Source organism: Halostella limicola, from assembly GCF_003675875.1.
Classification (GTDB): Archaea; Halobacteriota; Halobacteria; order Halobacteriales; family Natronoarchaeaceae; genus Halostella; species Halostella limicola.
Map to the genome: position 1 here is coordinate 809,393 of NZ_RCDI01000002.1, position 16,801 is coordinate 826,193.

Genomic DNA, 16,801 nt, shown 5'->3' on the forward strand with positions numbered 1-16,801 from the left:
TATCGTCGGACACCGTGTTCCACAAGGCTGAACACTGAGAACAGTTCACTACAGCGGAGAGTGGTTACGACGATTGCTGGGCGTGAGCGACGTTGATCTCGATTTCGTTAGAGCTCCCCAGCAGCAGGTCGGGGATTTCCCTCTCGAAACGGTGGCCCTTCAGGCGGTGCGTCGGTCCTGAGACGCTCAGAACGCCGAGCAGCTCCCCGTTCGGGTAGAGGATCGGCGCGGCGACGGCCCGCAACCCCAGCATCGATTCCTCGTCGTTCTGGGCGTACCCGCGGTCGCGAACGGACTCGAGTTCCTCGAACAGACGTTCCCTCTCCGTTATCGTGTTTCCCGTGTAGGCCTCCAGGGTATTCTCCTCGAGGAAACGCTCGAGTTCGTCGTCCGGTAGGTACGCGAGGATAGTTTTTCCGGCCGCGACGGCGTGGAGGTCGGTCCGACGCGTCCCGGAGTCGGTCCCGTTCTCAACCGCGTTCGCGCCCGTCTTCGTGTGGACGTGGATCGCGTGGCGTTGCTCCTCCGCGACGAAGTGAGCGCGTTCGTCGGTTTTCTCCGCGATCTCTTCGACCTTCGGTTCGATCATTCTGTACACCTCTTTCTTCTCTCTCACGAACTCCCCGAGCCCCAGAAACCGGAGTCCGAGGTGGTACTCGCCCCGGTCCTTCACAACGAACGCCTGCTTTTCGAGCGTTTTGAGCTGGTTGTAGACCGTACTTTTCGGCAATTGCATTGCCTCAGCGAGGTCAGTCACGCCCGCTCCACCCTGTTCTCGGAGTTCTTCGATTATATTGAACGCTGTATCGACGGACTTGATCGAATCGTTGGATTCGGATTTTGCCATGATTATTGTTCATACTCCTCCTCCTTATAGTTCATCGCTGTGGGACAGTACTGTTCGTTCACTTCTCGAGTATAGATTACGGGTTAGAAGTGATTTCCTCGTCTCTTACTGCCGTATTTCAAACGTACAGCGATTGGCGATACGAGGGACCAGACTGGATGCGGGAAGATAGCAGGAGTAAAATTGGTTCATTGGGGCCCTTAGACGAGAAAATACGAACAACGAAGAAGAAGTGGATTCCAAACGGGCACGACAGATACGCGTTCCGTAGCATGGGACGATGATCCGTCTCAGAACCGTCACCGCGACCGGAGATCTGACCGCCCAGTTTTTCTCCGGTGGTGTTGCGAGAATCGCCCAGAGGACTCTGACGAACTGTATCAGAGTTAGACGACCGAAAACAGGACCATCGCGAAGAACACTGCGCTGGACGAGCTAGCGTTGAGATGATCCGACGGTCGCTAGAGCATCCGGATTACAGAGATAGCCCCGTAAAATAGCGAAACCGGATATAATTCTCAGAGATTAGCAGGGGACTAGATACGCAGATCTCGTGAAAATCAAGTGGACAATAGACCCCCCGGTTTCTTCAGCAGCGACACGAAAGCAACCAAATTGAAAGAGATCTAAACTGGTGAAAATTAGTATTCGTTCTATCTGATACAGCCACCGAACTGATTTGCATATAGTGATCGAATTTCTACTTGTTGGCCAATACATAAGAAATACTATCACAGATGAAATATTGTATACTTATATCTACTTATCCGGAGAACCCACAGTCGTTATATCCTCTTTAAACCCCCATGTAGTAGCCTATATCGCTTTTTTACTATTACTTGAAGTTGTAACGATGCCTCTTGGCGGAAACCATATAGAATTTCGAGACACCCAAAGATAGGGTTTTATGCCGGCGAAAAGAGGAATATTGGTTTCGACATCGTACCTATCGAGCTGGCGCGAGGAAATGAATCTAAACCTACTATATAGATATAGTATAACAAGACCATAATTGAAATATATTTTATGTAATGTATGCTCGGTGATGGAATACGAGTTGCACTCAAAGCGATCACTACCAACGACTGTCAGCGTCAGTAAACGCTCGGTCAACCCTCGGTGGCCTCCAGTGGGGGGAACCGGACAGGGCGTGTCCTGCCACCGGGTATTATTTATATCCATTCCCCCTGTGAAACTGCCCAGATAGTCCCAAAAGGAATGGGCAGAGGCCCGCTCGAGATCTCGACGCCGGTGTACCGTCGAGACCGCCGCAGTCACCCGTCGAGCGACTTCGTCATACAGACCGCGGAGTCCGGACAGAGATCCTCGAACTGCGTCGTCCGCCGGATCCGCGGCGGCGCGCTCTCCCGGTCGATCGTCTCGTAGCCGTTGCGGCGGAAAAACGCCGCCGCGGTCGTCGTCAGCAGGTAGAGCTCGTCTATCCCTTCGGTTCGTGCGCGCTCCTCCAGCGCGGCGCACAGCTCCGCCCCGTAACCCTTCCCGCGGCACGGTTCCGCCACGACGACCGAGCGGAGGAGCGCGTTCGAGCCGCGGGGTTCGAGCCCGCCGACGCCGACGAACTCCGATCCGGACTCGGCGACGAACAACTGTACTGCGTCGGTTCGCACGTCCCGGTGCGGGAAGTCGTTCGCCGCGAGCAGGGCCTCGGCGCGGTCGAGGTCCGCCGGATCAGCTCGTCGGAGCGATATTGTGGAGTCAGTCATGCTGTATCGGTGGTCGCGAGCGTCAGTCGCCGACTCGCTGGCCCGCAGGATCGCCGGTCGCGCCGGTCGGCGGGTCGACGACGCGACTCGAAGCGACGGCTAGCAGGGGTCATCGATGGACGGGTTCGTGACGGTGATTCGAACCCTGCCGCCGAGGTCGAACGCGAACCCCCGACACTCGCGGAAGCAGCGGACGAGGCTCGCGGTGCGGCGCGCGCCGGCCCGCAGGGCGACGACCGCCGCGACGGCGGCGACGCCAGCCAGCGGGTAGCTGACGAGCCAGAACAGCGCCGGGATCGCGGCGGCGACGGCGTAGGCGGCGAGGATGCTCCGCCACGTGGGTTCTTGCGGTCCTGTGCGGTATCGTGCGCCTGGTGGTCGCGTCATCGGTCAGTATCGGGGTCGCTGTCGGGGCGTTTGGCTGGCTTTTCTGCTTCGATCGTCGCCGCGACGACGAAGTCGCTCGGATCGCGCTCGGCGTCCCAGTCGCGGACGATCGCCTCGCCGTTCGCTTTCGGCTCGACGGAGACGGCCACGAACCCGGCGTCGGTCAGCATCGCTTCGAGCGCGGGGATCGACGCCGCGCCGGCGACGCAGGCGGCCACCGAGTCCAGGTCGGTCCGGAGGTCAGCCGGGGGTTCCGCGGTCAGCACGACGTCGGAGATCGCGAGGCGGCCGCCCGGTCGAAGGACGCGGTACGCCTCGCGGAACACCTGCGACTTGTCCGGCGAGAGGTTGACGACGCAGTTCGAGATGACCGCGTCGACGGACTCGTCGGCGACCGGGAGGTGCTCGATCTCGCCGAGCCGGAACTCGACGTTCGTCGCGTCGCTCTCCTCGCGGTTCTCGCGGGCCTTCTCGACCATCTCGGGCGTCATGTCGACCCCGACGACGTGCCCGGACGGGCCGACCTCCCGCGCCGCGAGGAAGCAGTCGAACCCGGCGCCGGAGCCGAGGTCGAGGACGGTCTCGCCCTCGTCGAGCCCGGCGATCCCCGACGGGTTGCCACAGCCCAGACTCAGCTCCGCGTCCGAGCCGACCGCTTCGCGGTCGTCGTCCGAATAACCGATATCGCTCGTCCGGTCGGCGGTGGCAGTTCCGCCGTCGCCATCGCCGCAACACGCGGACGACTCCGTCGCGATCCGCGCGTACCGTTCCCGCACGGCGGCGCGCTGTTCGGCGGCGTCGAGTCCCTCGGCGTCCGTCGCCGCGGGTCGCGCGTCCTCACTCATCGTCGGACGGCCTCGTGTCGTCGAGCGCGCGGAGCAGTCGCTCCGCGCGGGGCGTCGCGGAGTAGTACCGCCACCGCCCCTCCTTCCGCCGTTCGACGAGACCGGCGCTGAAGAGCCGAGAAAGCGCCTGACTGACCGCTCCCTGACTCACGCCGAGCGTCGGCTCCAGTTCGCAGACGCACACGCCGTCGTCCGACGCGGCGATGAGCCGAAGCGCCTCGTAGCGGGTGTCGTTGCCGAGCGTCGCGAGGGTCTCCACGTCGGTCGCGACCGCCGCTTCCGTCAGCGAATGGCCGACCGAACAGCAGTCGGCCGCCTCCCCGCCCCGCTCGTCCGTTCTCTCGTCGCCGGTCTGTGTCCCCTCCATTTTAGCGTACCCTAATATTAGACTCTTCTAATATAGTAGTTACGGACGGAACGACTCGGTCGCCACCGCCGTTGTGGCGACCCCGGACACTCACTCGAGGCCTTCTCTGCCGTGATTTCGCTTGATCTGGAGAGTGCGACAGGCGCCGCTGCCAAACGGGGTCGGTCCGGATCGGCCGCGGCCGTCGATATCGTCGAAGCGGTCGCGTCCACACTCTCTGCGGGTCGTATCCGCTCGGTCCGGCGACGAGTCCGCCTCCGCGGTCCGGCGGAGGTCGTCGTCCGGACCGATGACGGCTCGGAATCGCTACCGGCAGCGGCGACGGCCCGCGCCAGCGGTCCGAGAAATGAAACGTTTCCGACCGGATTCAAGATAGTTTGGCCGGGAGGTTATCCCCCTAACGGTGCAATTTACGTATCATGTCTAGCGAATCTCCCGGTCGACAGGACGTTCGGACCGACGCCCTCGAGTTCGGCCTCAATCCGTCCCTGGATGCGGTTTTCAAGCTGCTGTCCAGCCAGCGGCGTCGCCACGTCATCGACTGTCTGAAAGAACGCGAGGCACCGATGGAGTTACGCGAGTTGGCCGAGGAAGTCGCCGCGCGCGAAAACGACGTACCGAGGGCGGAAGTGACGACGGAGGAGGCGAAGCGACTACATCTGTCGCTGTATCACACCCACGTTCCGAAACTGAAGGACGCGGGCACCATTCGTCACGACGAGGCGAACGACACGGTGACGCTCGCCGTTGACCCGAAGCGAGTGGAGCGGTACGAGGACCTTCTCGACGTCGAGTGAGCGGGTAGCACGACCGAACTGGGGGTGGACCGGCGCATCCCGACCTCATCGCTAATGGTTGCCGATCCACAAGTACCCCAATTCTTTTGGCCGTTAGTTGATGCGGCGGGTCGCTAAATAGGGAGGTATGGCACTGAAAGAGACGGCTCCCGACCGGGGCGAGGCGAGGCAGTTCATCGTGAAGTGCGACGGGTGTTCGTTCGAACGGACGGCGGAGGGCCGCGACGAAGCGACCGAGATCGGAAACGGCCACGGGCGAGAAACGGGCCACGAACTCGTCGCCGTGGAGTTCCCGTCGTCCGTCGAGTCCTCGTAGCTCTTACTGTACGCCGTCCGCGTCCTCCGGATCGGGGTCGGATCGCGCTTCCTCGTCAGCCGAGCGCCCGCCGCTATCAGCGGACCGTCGCTGCAGCAACTTGGCGGCGACGGCGCCGGTCCCGACGGCGAGCGTTCCCAGAGCCAGTATCCACGGACCGGTCATGTCGTCGTCGGTCATACAGCAGTTACACGGGCTCGAGACGAATGAACCGTTCCCCTGCGACGACGGGGCAGAAAGCCGGACGCGGACCGTCGGTTACCGCGGCGAGCGCTCTACGCGCGAAGGAGTGTCACCGCCAGTCCGGCGCCGGCTCGTCGCCGTGGTTCGTCAGGGACTCCAGAAGCGGGCTGATCTCGTCGAAGTTCTGCCCCGTCGAGACCTCCTGCGTCTCGCTGTCCCACTCTACGAATCCGTACTCCGCCAGTTCGGACAGGTGCTCCTGACTGATCGGCAGTCGACGTTCGGTGACGGAGTACTCGCCGTCGGAATCGGTGCGAACGACCGTCACTTCGTCTCGCGGTTCACCTTCCAGTAGCGCCACCAGCAGTTTCCGTCGCTGGACGTGAGCCAACGGATCGAACGCGATGTCGGAGGAAGAAATCCCCTCCCAGTCCTTCATACGGAGTTTTGTGGCTGTATACACGTTAACGCTGTACATTTTCACTGCGGTCAGGTGTTTTCATTAACCGAGTGATCGGTCGTGCAGGCACCGGAATTCCAGTCATATCACTGATTAGTATCGGTCGCGGACAGTAGGTTCATAGTCCCCGAGTCCCATGCGTCGAACAATGGGCGTTGGTCGGGTCAGAGGATACTGGAACCAGGCCAAGCAGCAGCTTCGGGCGTCGTTCGCCGAGGATCACTCCCCGCACCACATCGCGATGAGCTTCGCCGTCGGGATCTTCGTCACGGCGCTTCCCTCGCTCGGGACGGGTCTGATCGTGCTCGCGTGGGTTGGCTACCAGTTCGCGTGGGCGAACAAGCTCGCGCTCGGGGCGGCGGTCGCGGTGTTGAACCCGCTGGCGAAGAGCAGCTTCTACGCCGCGAGTTTCGCCACGGGAACGGCCCTGCTGGGGCCGGTGCCGAACTTCTCCGTCGCCGACCTGGGACTGAACGCCGGGACGGACGTGCTCGCCCGCTTGCTCGTCGGCGTCGCCGTTCTGGCCGTCGTTCTCACGGTCGTCAGCTACGTCGCCGTCTACCGGATGGTCCACGCGTACCGGCGGCGCGCGTAGCCCGCACGACGGGCGGGCGGTAGCGACTCACCTCAGTCGCCGGCGCGGGCGACGGCCACCCGTCCCTCACTCACGAGGTCGGCGATCGCCCGGCGCTTGAGGGCGACGAACCCGACGAAGATCACGAGGAAGCCGATGACGGTGAGCGGGGTGATCGACTCCCCGAGGACCGCGACCCCGGCGACGGTCGCGACGACCGGGACCAGGTACGCGACCAGCGACGTCTCAAGCGCGCCGCGGACCTCGAGCAGCGTGAAGTAGATGAAGAAGGCAACGGCGGTGGCGAAGACACCGAGATAGCCCACCGCTGCGGCCGCCGCGACCGACGACGGGAGCGCGAACGGCTCACCGATGCCGGCGCTGACGGCGTGCAGGACGATCCCGCCGACGAGCATCGACCAGCCGGAGAGCGCCACCTTGTCGATCGTCGGGCCGATCCGCTGGACCAGAACCCCGCCGAGCGCCACGCCGGCGACCTGCAGGAGGATCAGCAGTCGACCGACGACGTCGGCCCCGAGCAGGTTCGCGGGGTCGGGGCGGACGATCAGGCCGACGCCGACGAAGCCCAGCGCGATACCGACAGCGTCGGTCGCCGAGACGCGCTCCTCCGGGAGGAGCACGAGCGCCCACAGCGACGTGGCGATGGGGACGAGGCTCTGCATGATCGACGCCACCCCGCTGGGGACGGTCTGCTGGCCGAGAAACAGGAAGGCGTTCGCGGCGACGAGAAAGAGGCCGCCCGCGACGACGCCGAGGACGTTCCGCCGGTCCGTCGGCCGCCATGCGATGCCTGCGAGGACCGCGTAGCCGAGCAGCAACACGGCCGCGAGGTCGTAGCGAAAGGCGGCGAACAGTACCGGCTCCAGCGACTCGAGGCCGACGGCGATGGCGAGAAAGGAGAGGCCCCACAGGACGGCGAGGGCGACGAACATGCCGACGGTGGCGACGCGACGGTTCACGGGACGAAAACGGGCCGCCGGACAATTATCTCTCTCGGTTTCCAGTCGATCGCGCTTACAGACCGCCGCTCAATCCGGTTTACAGGTTGAACAGGCGCAATGCCACGGCCTTCAGGCCGTGGATACGCGCCGTCATTTAGTGACACAATCCACCGATGATAGCACGGCCTGATATTCCCATAGGTACTTAGCACATCATATCTAATTACAGTTGTAATGGTCACGGTGACTGTCACCGCGAAGTTCCACAACCCATCCCTCTCACGGCGGAGAGAGTGGCAACACGCCACTCGCCTCTACCGTGATACCAAGCAGTTCTGTATCGACGGATGGGAGAACGGAGACTTCGACAAGTCCGTGACCACAGCCAGCATCGACAATGATCTCTACTCGGCCATCCAGAACCAAGCCATCCGAGAGGCGAAATCCGACCACACCAAGGACGGAGAGGTTCGCTACCAAGAGAGTCAGCCGTTCGCTGTCAACAACCAGAACTGGGAGCTCGACACGACCGAGAACGGCACGGTCGTCGTTGGCTTCCCGTGCGTCTCCCAATGGTGGTACACGCCTATCGAAGTGTACGACGATATTGCTGACTCCGTAGACCGACTGGTCGAAGGTGATGCTAAGAAGACGCGACTTCAAGTGTACCGCCGTGGAGACAACTGGTACTGTACGTTCAACGCTGAATACGACACCGACACGTCTGGTGAGACGCCCATCGGCGTCGATATTGGTGAACGGCACATACTCGCGGTGACGGCCTACGGCGAAGATAAGTCGATGCTGGTGTCTGGTGGTGAGGCGAAGTACGTTCGGCGCAAATATCGTTCCCTACGCGATTCGCTTTCAGAAGCGGGTGCGCTTCGCGCACGCAACCGTGTGGGTGACAAAGAACAGCGTCGAATCAAGGACTTGAACCACAAACTTTCCCGTCGTCTCATCACGTTCGCGGAACAGTTCGAGAACCCTGTCATTCGGATGGAAGACCTCAAAGGTATCCGTGAGAACAGTTCATGGTCGGGCGTCCACTCGTGGCACTTCCACCAACTCCAACAGTTCATCACGTACAAGGCCGAACGCGCTGGTATTCGCGTTGAGAAGGTCGATGCGTACCATACCAGCCAGCAGTGTTCGGCGTGCGGTTCGATGGGGGCTCGTGACGGTGACCACTTTTCGTGTTCGGAGTGTGGTCGTGGACGCCATGCCGACCTGAACGCTTCGGAGAATATTGCACAACGGGAGGGTGAACCATGCACGGCGTAGCAGTTCGGCTGACGCGAACCGTGCTACCTCGCGGGCTGAATAACCTGCCGTCGTTGACGCCCGCTGTATGCGGGGAGGAAGGCCCCATTGACAGGGCTACACACGCTGGAAAGCACGTCCTTGGTCACAACTGGACGGCGACCGTTGATGGGTCACGCGAAAGCGTACTTGAACCCCGAGGAAACGCGCAACCTGAATATCCACTTCGTGGATTCCTGCGTCTTTAGGCGCGGGAGGATGTCAACTTCACGTCGGAACGAAAGCCGACGCGGAGTCCGAGATACCGAACGGAGGCGACGCCGAGCACAGTACAGTCCTCGGTGTAGACCTCGGTATCGAACAGATCGCCGTATCGTCGACTGGACGGTTCTGGAGTGGCGACTACCTCAGGCATCGGCGACGAGAATACGAGCGGATTCGCGGTTCTCTTCAACAAACCGGAACGGAATCCGCACACCGGACTATCGAACGAATGAGCGGCCGCGAAACGCGGTGGGTCAAGGACTATCTACACCGGATCTCTAAGGAGATCATCGAAGAGGCGGTCGTGAACGATTGCGATATCATCGCGTTCGAGGACTTGACCGACATCGGTGAGCGACTACCTACGGGAAAGAAATTCCAGAATTGGGCTTTCCACCGGCTGTACGAGTATGTATCGTACAAAGCCGAAACAGAGGGAATAGAAGTTAGGCAAGTCGATCCGGCATACACCTCTAAGCGGTGTTCGAGATGTGGATCAATATCAGACGGGAATCGTCCGTCGCAGGCGAAGTTCAGTTGCCAAGAGTGCGGATATCAGGTACAAGCGGACTACAACGCGGCGAAGAATATCGGCATCAGACTACTCCGTGGGAGGCAAAAGTCCTCACACGGAGGGGCGACACGTCATCTCGCCCTGAAGTCGGGGACGTTGAGCGTGAACGGCGAGTACTCGCCTGCCTCGGGATAGAGGCCAGAACGGGAGTCCACCGACAAGCTCACGGCTAGAACCGTGATCTGGTGACCTGAAATTTGGTGTGGAAACGTCTCTAACAAACTATCGCTGTTAATTCGTGACGAGGGCAACGGATGGGAAATCCTCTCGTCGCCACGAGAGGGATCGATGTCCCGTCGTCTATCGGGGTTAGACCCATCGCTCGTCGGGAGTGAGCGCTCGGAGAATCCTTCACTACGAACCCTTGTCGCGAGAAGCACTTAAAGGACGGCCGCGGTCTCGCGAGGCGAGCGCGAGACTCGCGCGGTCCGCTAGCGCCAGACCATGAACCAGCCGTCGCTGGTCTCCACGTCGACGGCTTCGCTCCCGCAGGCCGGACAGCGGGGAGCCTCGTCGAGTTCCTCGGCGGGCGCGTCCGTTTCCCACTCGTGGTCGCAGTCGTCGCAGCGTGCGTCGGCCATCGGTCACGCGTACGCGGCCGTCGGCCGAAAGCGTTTGCACCGGTGCGGCGACGGCCCAGAGGCGTCTCGGCGACGAGCGCCGACCCGCGTCACGTCCCGAAGCACCTGACAATAGACGTTTCACCGGCGTTCTCGTAGTGGCTGGCGTAATGGCTCGCGACGAGAGCGAGGAGGAGTTCGATCCCGAAGCGCGCGAGGAGCGCCGGATCGGTCGCGAGATGGTCGACGACAGCAGCGGACTCGGCTCCGTCGTCGCGCATCTGTACCGCGGCGAGATGGACCGGGCAGTCAACTGGCGCGGCCGACTGGACTCGACGACGAACTGGGCGGTGACGATCATCTCCGCGATCCTCGCGTACGCGTTCTCCAGCAGCGACGTCGCGCACTCGATCATCCTGGTCGGCATGGTGATCGGCGTCGTCTTCCTGCTGATCGAGGCCCGCCGCTTCCAGCGATACGACATCTGGCGGTCCCGGGTGCGATCCATGCAGGAGAACCTCTTCGCGGAGGCGCTCGACCCCTCCCGCGACGTCGAACAGCGCGACTGGCGGCGACAGTTGAGCGAGGACTTCCGGAACCCGAAGCCGAGGATGTCGCTCCCGAGCGCGCTCGCCCACCGTCTCCGCAGGGTGTATCTGCCGCTACTGTGCGGCCTGCTGCTCGTCTGGCTCTTCCGACTCGGCGGGGAGGAAGCGCCGATAGTGGAAGCCGCGACCGTCTCCGGAACGGCCGGCTGGGTCGTCTTCGGCGTCGTCATCGCGGGCTACGTCTGCCTCTTCGCGCTCGCGTTCTGGCCGAACGTGGCGGCCACGTCGGAGACTGCCGAGGGCACCGACCGCGGCGATCTGGGGCGGTGAGAGACCGTTCCGGACCGGGCGCCTCCGCGGCGGACCGGACCCGAGAGCGCGGCTACGCACCGCCGTCGGGTTCGTAGTCCTCGTAGATGCGGTCCATCCGGGCGGCCATCACGAAGTCCGCCTCGTGGAGGCCATCGATCTTGTGGGTCCACATCTCGACGGTGACCTCGCCCCACTCCAGTCCGATGTCCGGGTGGTGCCACTCCTCCTCGGCCAGTTCGCCGATCTCGTAGGTGAACTCCAGCGCGTCCCGGAAGTCCTCGAACGCGTAGGTCCCCTCCAGGTGGTGGTCGTCGACGACCTCCCACACGTCGCCGCGAACCTCCGCGAGGTACTCCTCGTACTCGTCCGGACCGAACGGTTCGTCCTCGCTCGTGCAGGCCTCGCACTCCCGGTCGGCGAGCGCTGTGTCGGACATGTCCGGACGTACGGGAGCGAACGGGTTGAAGATTCGCCCCAGACGAACACGGACCGTCAGTCGGACTCCGCAGCGACCGCGGGCGCGCTCGCGGGGGCCGTCGACTGGTCCCGCACCGGCGAGGTGCGGATCCAGAGCAGGCCGGCGATCCCGGCGACGGTGAGGCCGGCCCACGGCAGGACGCCGACAGCGCCCAGCGACCCGGCCGCGGCGCCCCCGGCGAGTTTGGCCGCGCCGCTGGCGAGCGACAGCGCCATCGACGCCCCGGAGAGCACCGTCGCGCGGCCGATGTCCCCGAGGCGGTCGTTGAGGTACTGGTTCCGGAGCGGGCGGATGACCGTCTGCGCGGCGCGGTACAGCACCAGCGTCGGCACCAACAGCAGCGGCGAGAGAGCGATGCCGGCGTACGCGACGGCGAAGGCAGGCACGAACAGCGCGAACGTCAGGCGCACCCCGAGCGCGTCGTTCAGCCACCCCGTCGCGGAGGCGGCGGCCGCGGAGACCGCTTTGAACCCGGCGTACAGCAGACCGATGCCGACGACGGGCACGCCGGCGGCGTCGAGCGCCGGCTGCTCGAACGTGCGGGTGACGCCGAACAGTCCCGCGAACAGCGCGGCGTAGGCGACGAACCACCGGACTTCGGGCCGGCGGACCTGCACGCGGAGCACGCGGACCGCTTCACGGACGGTGAACGCGTCGTCCGCGTCGTCCCCGCACTCGACGCAGGGGAACGTCGCGAGGACGGCGATGCCGGCGCTCGCCAGCGCCGCGTTCACGAGGAACGGCAGGCCGGTGTCGACGGTGTAGAGACCACCGCCGACCACGGCGCCGACGCCGGACGTGACGAGCAGGACCGTGCTTCCCCGACCGTCGATGCGGGCGTACTCGGACTCGTCGAACCGCGAGGAGAGCAGCTCGTACAGCCAGGCGCTCTGGGTGCCCGAGCGGAAGGCCCACCCCATCGCCCAGACCGCCTTGACGGCGAGGATCCCGGCCGCCGACCCCGCGAAGACGTACGCGACCATCGCGCTCGCGCGGAGCGCGTTGCCGAGCGCGAGGCTCCCGCGTCGACCGATGCGGTCGCCGAGGTAGCCGGACGGGATCTCCGACAAGAGGAGCGCGAAGGAAAACACCGCCTGCGCGAGGCCGATGAACGCCAGCCCGTACCCCTGGTCTTTCAGGTAGAGGACGCTGACGGGGAGGTAGAACCCGGCGGCGCTGCTGGCGCGGTAGGCGTAGTACTTCCAGATGAGTCGTCGGGACTCCGCCATCACTAGAGAGTTCGGTAGTCGGTAAGAAGGCAGTTTCCGGAAGCGAGTTACTGTAATTTTTTCTATATATGCAGTCGAAGCATCGGGGGCGAGCGTTCATCCGTCTCCGTACCCACCTAGAGTCGATGGCAGAACTCTCTCTCGACGACGGAACGATCTGGTACGAGGAACGCGGCGAGGGGCGACCGCTGGTGTTCGTCCACGGCGGCTGGTCCTCCAGCGCGGCGTGGGACCGGCAGGTCGAACGCTTCGCCGATTCGCACCGGGTGATCACGGTCGACGTCCGCGGTCACGGCGAGACCGGCGCGACCGACGCGCGTCGGTACTCGGTCGGGCTGTTCGCCGACGACCTGGAGGCGCTTCTCGACCACCTCGACGTCGAGGACCCGGTGCTCTGCGGGCTCTCGCTCGGGTCGATGGTCGTCCACGAGTACCTCTCGCGTCACCCGGACGCGGCGGCGGGCGCGGTCCTCGCCGGGCCGGTCCGGTCGATGCCGCCGGTCGACATGCCGGCGGCGGTCAAGCCGTTCGTCTCGCCGCTGCCGGCGCTGGGGATGTCGCTCTCGACACTCGGGTCCGAGGCGACGTTCCGGTCGATGCTCGGGTCGATCCGGGCGACGACCGGCGGGGTCTGGCTGGCGCTCGAACCGTCCGTCCGGTCCGAGGCGCTCGACGCCGTCGGAGAGGTCCCGGCCTCGGAGTTCCGGAAGATCTTCGGCGCGCTGTATCACTACGACCCGCCGTCGCTCGTCGGCGTGTCGACGCCGACGCTCGTCGTCTACGGCGACGAGGAAGCCCCGCCAGTCAAGCGACAGGGTCAGGCCATCGCGAGCGAGGTCGACGACGGCCGAGTGCTGGAGATCGCGAACGCGGCGCACATGGTCAACCAGGACGCACCGGAGGCGTTCAACGACGCGCTCGCGGAGTTCCTCGACGGCCTCGACGCCGGCGGCGCCGTCGCCGACGAGCGCGGCGACGGTCGCAGCGCGGCCTGACGTCGACGAAGCGGCGACAGTGGCCGCAGTGCGGTCTGTTGCTGCGAGGCAGCGATCCGTTCTCTATTCCCGGTAGCGCGCCGGCACGTACTCCCGGACAGGGCCCGGTACGCGGCCGAAGACGGTCGGGGCGAGCCTCGCGAGACGGCGGCGGAGTGCGGCGTACGCGCCGCCGACGAGCAGCGCGGCGGCGACGACCCACCGGAACGGCCCGTCGAGGACGACGAGCAGCGGGACGCCGAGCGCTAGCGCGAACAGGAAGTCCCCGGGCGACCCGTCGTAGGCGACCCAGCGCTTCGGCGCGAGCCAGCGGCCGCGGACGTGGTCGTAGACGCCGCGGTCGGAGGTGCCCTCCCACGGCCGGAGTTCGAGGCCGCCGCCGTAGCGGTCCATCCGGCAGTGAAGCGCCGCGCCGACGAGCAGCGCGGCGGCGGCGACGGCGACCGGCGTCGCGAGCAGCGCGGCGGCGGCCGCGGCGGGGACGGCGGCGACGGAGTAACCGGTCGGGTAGTGGAGCGTCCGGCGGTGGCCGGCGTAGAGGTCCAGGTCCGGCAGCACGCTCCCGATGAGCGCGCCGACCAGCGCGGCGGGAACGACGTCGGGCGCGAGGACGACCAGCGGCGCCGCTACCGCCAGGCCGACCATCGCGTGCGTCGGAAGCATCATACAGTGATGGAAGCGAGGCAACAAAATAAGTCCGTCGGCGGTGTTTATGCCCGACGACGTGGGGATCACGAACATGAGCGACGACCGAGCTGCGAGCGGCGAAGCGCCCTCGAAGGACGGCGGAGAACGGGGGGTCGTCCGCCGCCTGTTCCGGAGCGGGCGGGCCAACGCGGCGCTCGCGTGGGCGGTGGTCGGCGTCCTCACCCTGGCGTTCGTCGAGAGCGCTCTCGACTTCGATCGGCAGTGGATGGCCTTCGTCGCCGGGATCGTGGCCGTCGTGCTCATCCCGGCCGCGGCGTACGGTGAGTGGCGCGTGATGCCGCCGTGGGAGCTGCTCGTCGTCGTCGCTGTCCCCGTGATCGGCCGCGCGCTGTACGCCGGGGACGTCGGGGCGTTCGCCTCGTACTTCGCCGTCGCCGGGCTGGCGCTAATCGTTACCGTCGAGCTGCACGCGTTCACGGATCTAGAGGTGACCCACTGGTTCGCCATCGCGCTCGTCGTGCTGACGACGATGGCGTCGGCCGCGGCGTGGACGGTCGTCCGCTGGAACCTCGACCGCGTCCTCGGCACCTCGTACCTCTCGACGAACGAGGCGCTGATGACGGAGTGGCTCTGGGTGACTGCCGCGGGGTTCGCCGCGGGGCTGCTGTTCGACGTCTACTTCACGCGGCGCGACCGCGAGCTGTGGGCAGCCGTCGGCGAGGTGATCGACTGATGCACCTGCTCCCGCAGCCGACGGAGGAGAACCAGCGACGGGTCACGCGCGTCGTGCAGGCCGTGCTCGTCGCCATCGTCGGCTACGGCCTCGTCGCGGGGCAGTCGAAGGCCATCGTCAACGGCGGCATCGCGCTGGCGGTGACGGTCATGCCGGCGCTGTTGGAGCGTAACTACGAGATACCGCTGGACCCGTGGCTCGGCACCTGGCTCACCGCCGCCGTCTTCCTGCACACGCTCGGGTCGGCGGGGCTGTACGGCTACATTCACTGGTGGGACCACGTCACCCACGCCATGTCAGCGTCGCTCGTCGCGGGCACCGGCTACATCGCCGCGAGGGCGATCGACCTCCACGACGACGACATCCACATCCCGCGGCGGTTCGCGTTCGTCTACATCCTCGTCGTCGTCCTCGCGTTCGGCGTCATCTGGGAACTGTTCGAGTTCGGCCTCGACGTCGCGTCGGCCGAGACCGGCCTGGAGATGCCGCTCGCCCAGCACGGCCTCGACGACACCGTGCGCGACCTGATGTTCAACACCCTCGGCGCGCTGCTGGTCGCGGCGTTCGGGCAGGCCCACCTGACGAACGTCGCCGACCGGGTCAGGGTCGGTCTGTTGACCCGGGAGCCTTAGTCGAACCCGCTGACCAGCGTCACCAGCCACTGCGCCGGGTCGCCCGAGCGCCGCATCTCGACGCGTTCGACCCACTTCACCCACTGGAACCCCCGGCGACCGGGTGCGACCAGTCGCAGGGGCCCGCCGTGGCCGTGAGTCAGCCGCTCGCCGCCGACGTGCGTCGCGAGCAGCGCGTCGCGCGCCTCGTCGAGCGGGAGGCTCCAGCGGTAGCCCGTCACCGAGACGAAGCGGACGTAGCGCGCCTCGTCGGTCGCGCCGACCTCGTCGAGCAGGTCGCCGACCCGGAGCCCCCGCCAGTCCTGCACGGTGTACCACCCGCTCGTGCAGTCGAGCAGCGCCGCCCGCTCGACGTCGGGCGAGAGATCGGCGTACGCGAGGTCCCGCGGCTCCTCGACCGCGCCCCGGACCGACAGCGACCACGCGTCTCGGTCGACCGAGTCGGGGTCGTCGGCGACCCACGAGGTGACGGGGAACGCCCCGTTACCGTCGCCCTCTCGGGGTTGGGACCCGGTGAACCGCCGGTCCGCGCCGGCCGTCTCCAGCAGCGAGTTCGCCGCCTGCTGTGTGCGGTAGACGAGCGCCCCGCCGACGAGCATCGCGCCGTACTGGAGCGCGGTGCGTCGCCCCTCGAAGTCGGCGCGGCGCGGCGGCCGGAAACGGGTGCCGACGTGCAGCAGGACAAGCGGGATCAGCACGAGGCCGACACCGACGTGGACGGACAGCAGCGTCCAGTACGAGAGGCGGACGTCGAGGCCGAACACCCACGCCGCGCCGGTTCCGACGGCCCCCAGCGCGGCGACGGCGGTCAGTACGGACAGCGCCGTCGACGGCCGCCACTCGTCGCGGTTCGTCAGGCGGGAGGCGACCCGCGCGAACTTGAACCCGAGCAGGAGGACGAACGCCAGTCCGGTCGCGCGGTGGAGCCAGAACAGCGGCCGCCACGCCGGCGTCGCGACGGTGAACGAGAGCAGGCCGGTGACGGCTTCGACCAGCACGACGGCGAGCAGCGACCAGTCGACGACGCGCGGACGGGGCCGTAGCCGGCGGAGCGCCCGCGCCACGGCGCCGCGTTCGCGGTCGTCCATACCCGTAGCTGTGGG

The 16,801-nt window shown here is 65.4% G+C and carries 22 protein-coding genes; 9 read left to right on the forward strand and 13 right to left on the reverse strand.

The annotated features are described in order from the left end of the window. Positions 1-64: 64 nt before the first annotated feature. From D8670_RS11885 to D8670_RS11905, 5 genes are all read right to left on the reverse strand, one after another. Positions 65-847, reverse strand: a complete 783-nt coding sequence (locus D8670_RS11885; RefSeq protein WP_121818304.1) for an IclR family transcriptional regulator — start codon at positions 845-847, stop codon at positions 65-67. Positions 848-2,121: 1,274 nt separating this feature from the next. Next, positions 2,122-2,571 carry an arsenic resistance N-acetyltransferase ArsN2 gene (gene arsN2 / locus D8670_RS11890; RefSeq protein WP_121818305.1) on the reverse strand — a complete coding sequence of 150 codons (450 nt, stop codon included), beginning with the start codon at positions 2,569-2,571 and terminating at the stop codon, positions 2,122-2,124. A gap of 99 nt (positions 2,572-2,670) precedes the next feature. Next, positions 2,671-2,958: a hypothetical protein gene (locus D8670_RS11895; protein ID WP_121818306.1), complete on the reverse strand. Its 288-nt coding sequence runs from the start codon at positions 2,956-2,958 to the stop codon at positions 2,671-2,673. Next, the gene (gene arsM, locus D8670_RS11900) at positions 2,955-3,803 is read right to left on the reverse strand and encodes an arsenite methyltransferase (RefSeq protein ID WP_121818307.1); all 849 of its coding nucleotides are present in this window, start codon (positions 3,801-3,803) and stop codon (positions 2,955-2,957) included. Before arsM ends, D8670_RS11895 begins: the two co-directional genes overlap by 4 nt. Next, positions 3,796-4,170: an ArsR/SmtB family transcription factor gene (locus tag D8670_RS11905; protein ID WP_121818308.1), complete on the reverse strand. Its 375-nt coding sequence runs from the start codon at positions 4,168-4,170 to the stop codon at positions 3,796-3,798. Before D8670_RS11905 ends, arsM begins: the two co-directional genes overlap by 8 nt. 419 nt (positions 4,171-4,589) lie before the next feature. Between D8670_RS11905 and D8670_RS11910 the strand changes: the two genes are divergently transcribed. Beyond that, positions 4,590-4,967, forward strand: a complete 378-nt coding sequence (locus D8670_RS11910; protein ID WP_121818309.1) for a DUF7344 domain-containing protein — start codon at positions 4,590-4,592, stop codon at positions 4,965-4,967. A 127-nt stretch (positions 4,968-5,094) separates the two neighbouring features. Further along, positions 5,095-5,283 (forward strand): hypothetical protein, encoded by a 189-nt coding sequence (locus tag D8670_RS11915; RefSeq protein WP_121818310.1) that lies wholly within the window; start codon positions 5,095-5,097, stop codon positions 5,281-5,283. Between the two features lie 3 nt (positions 5,284-5,286). On the opposite strand, the gene D8670_RS20970 is transcribed toward D8670_RS11915, so the two are convergent. Then, complete coding sequence (locus D8670_RS20970; RefSeq protein WP_162994284.1) at positions 5,287-5,463, reverse strand: hypothetical protein; 177 nt, start codon at positions 5,461-5,463, stop codon at positions 5,287-5,289. Between the two features lie 112 nt (positions 5,464-5,575). Next, the gene (locus tag D8670_RS11920; protein ID WP_121818311.1) at positions 5,576-5,905 is read right to left on the reverse strand and encodes an ArsR family transcriptional regulator; all 330 of its coding nucleotides are present in this window, start codon (positions 5,903-5,905) and stop codon (positions 5,576-5,578) included. Positions 5,906-6,074: 169 nt separating this feature from the next. On the opposite strand from D8670_RS11920, the gene D8670_RS11925 reads away from it, so the two are divergent. Then, positions 6,075-6,521, forward strand: a complete 447-nt coding sequence (locus D8670_RS11925) for a DUF2062 domain-containing protein (RefSeq protein ID WP_121818312.1) — start codon at positions 6,075-6,077, stop codon at positions 6,519-6,521. Positions 6,522-6,553: 32 nt separating this feature from the next. On the opposite strand, the gene D8670_RS11930 is transcribed toward D8670_RS11925, so the two are convergent. Continuing rightward, positions 6,554-7,453 (reverse strand): DMT family transporter, encoded by a 900-nt coding sequence (locus D8670_RS11930; protein WP_121818611.1) that lies wholly within the window; start codon positions 7,451-7,453, stop codon positions 6,554-6,556. A gap of 243 nt (positions 7,454-7,696) precedes the next feature. On the opposite strand from D8670_RS11930, the gene D8670_RS11940 reads away from it, so the two are divergent. Together D8670_RS11940 and D8670_RS11945 are read left to right on the forward strand one after the other, a co-directional pair. Continuing rightward, complete coding sequence (locus D8670_RS11940) at positions 7,697-8,746, forward strand: RNA-guided endonuclease TnpB family protein (RefSeq protein WP_121818314.1); 1,050 nt, start codon at positions 7,697-7,699, stop codon at positions 8,744-8,746. Positions 8,747-8,957: 211 nt separating this feature from the next. Next, positions 8,958-9,698: an RNA-guided endonuclease InsQ/TnpB family protein gene (locus D8670_RS11945; protein ID WP_375137276.1), complete on the forward strand. Its 741-nt coding sequence runs from the start codon at positions 8,958-8,960 to the stop codon at positions 9,696-9,698. Between the two features lie 296 nt (positions 9,699-9,994). Here D8670_RS11945 and D8670_RS11950 read toward each other — a convergent pair whose 3' ends face one another. Then, on the reverse strand, positions 9,995-10,144 hold the full coding sequence (locus D8670_RS11950; RefSeq protein WP_121818315.1) for a zinc ribbon domain-containing protein: 150 nt from the start codon (positions 10,142-10,144) through the stop codon (positions 9,995-9,997). 149 nt (positions 10,145-10,293) lie between these two features. Between D8670_RS11950 and D8670_RS11955 the strand changes: the two genes are divergently transcribed. Then, on the forward strand, positions 10,294-11,001 hold the full coding sequence (locus D8670_RS11955; protein WP_121818316.1) for a DUF2270 domain-containing protein: 708 nt from the start codon (positions 10,294-10,296) through the stop codon (positions 10,999-11,001). A 52-nt stretch (positions 11,002-11,053) separates the two neighbouring features. Here the strand turns inward: D8670_RS11955 and D8670_RS11960 are convergent, their stop codons facing one another. Beyond that, a complete protein-coding gene (locus D8670_RS11960) occupies positions 11,054-11,419 on the reverse strand; it encodes a 4a-hydroxytetrahydrobiopterin dehydratase (protein ID WP_121818317.1) in 366 nt (121 codons plus the stop codon). Between the two features lie 56 nt (positions 11,420-11,475). After that, positions 11,476-12,690 (reverse strand): MFS transporter, encoded by a 1,215-nt coding sequence (locus D8670_RS11965; RefSeq protein ID WP_121818318.1) that lies wholly within the window; start codon positions 12,688-12,690, stop codon positions 11,476-11,478. A 125-nt stretch (positions 12,691-12,815) separates the two neighbouring features. Between D8670_RS11965 and D8670_RS11970 the strand changes: the two genes are divergently transcribed. Continuing rightward, complete coding sequence (locus D8670_RS11970) at positions 12,816-13,685, forward strand: alpha/beta fold hydrolase (RefSeq protein WP_121818319.1); 870 nt, start codon at positions 12,816-12,818, stop codon at positions 13,683-13,685. A 63-nt stretch (positions 13,686-13,748) separates the two neighbouring features. Here D8670_RS11970 and D8670_RS11975 read toward each other — a convergent pair whose 3' ends face one another. Then, positions 13,749-14,351 (reverse strand): metal-dependent hydrolase, encoded by a 603-nt coding sequence (locus D8670_RS11975; RefSeq protein WP_121818320.1) that lies wholly within the window; start codon positions 14,349-14,351, stop codon positions 13,749-13,751. 73 nt (positions 14,352-14,424) lie between these two features. Here D8670_RS11975 and D8670_RS11980 point away from each other — a divergent pair, with 73 nt between their 5' ends. Next, a complete protein-coding gene (locus D8670_RS11980; RefSeq protein WP_162994285.1) occupies positions 14,425-15,066 on the forward strand; it encodes a hypothetical protein in 642 nt (213 codons plus the stop codon). Next, a complete protein-coding gene (locus tag D8670_RS11985; RefSeq protein WP_121818321.1) occupies positions 15,066-15,698 on the forward strand; it encodes a DUF2238 domain-containing protein in 633 nt (210 codons plus the stop codon). Before D8670_RS11980 ends, D8670_RS11985 begins: the two co-directional genes overlap by 1 nt. Here D8670_RS11985 and D8670_RS11990 read toward each other — a convergent pair. Continuing rightward, positions 15,695-16,786: a molybdopterin-dependent oxidoreductase gene (locus D8670_RS11990; RefSeq protein WP_121818322.1), complete on the reverse strand. Its 1,092-nt coding sequence runs from the start codon at positions 16,784-16,786 to the stop codon at positions 15,695-15,697. The genes D8670_RS11985 and D8670_RS11990 overlap by 4 nt on opposite strands. Positions 16,787-16,801: the final 15 nt, after the last annotated feature.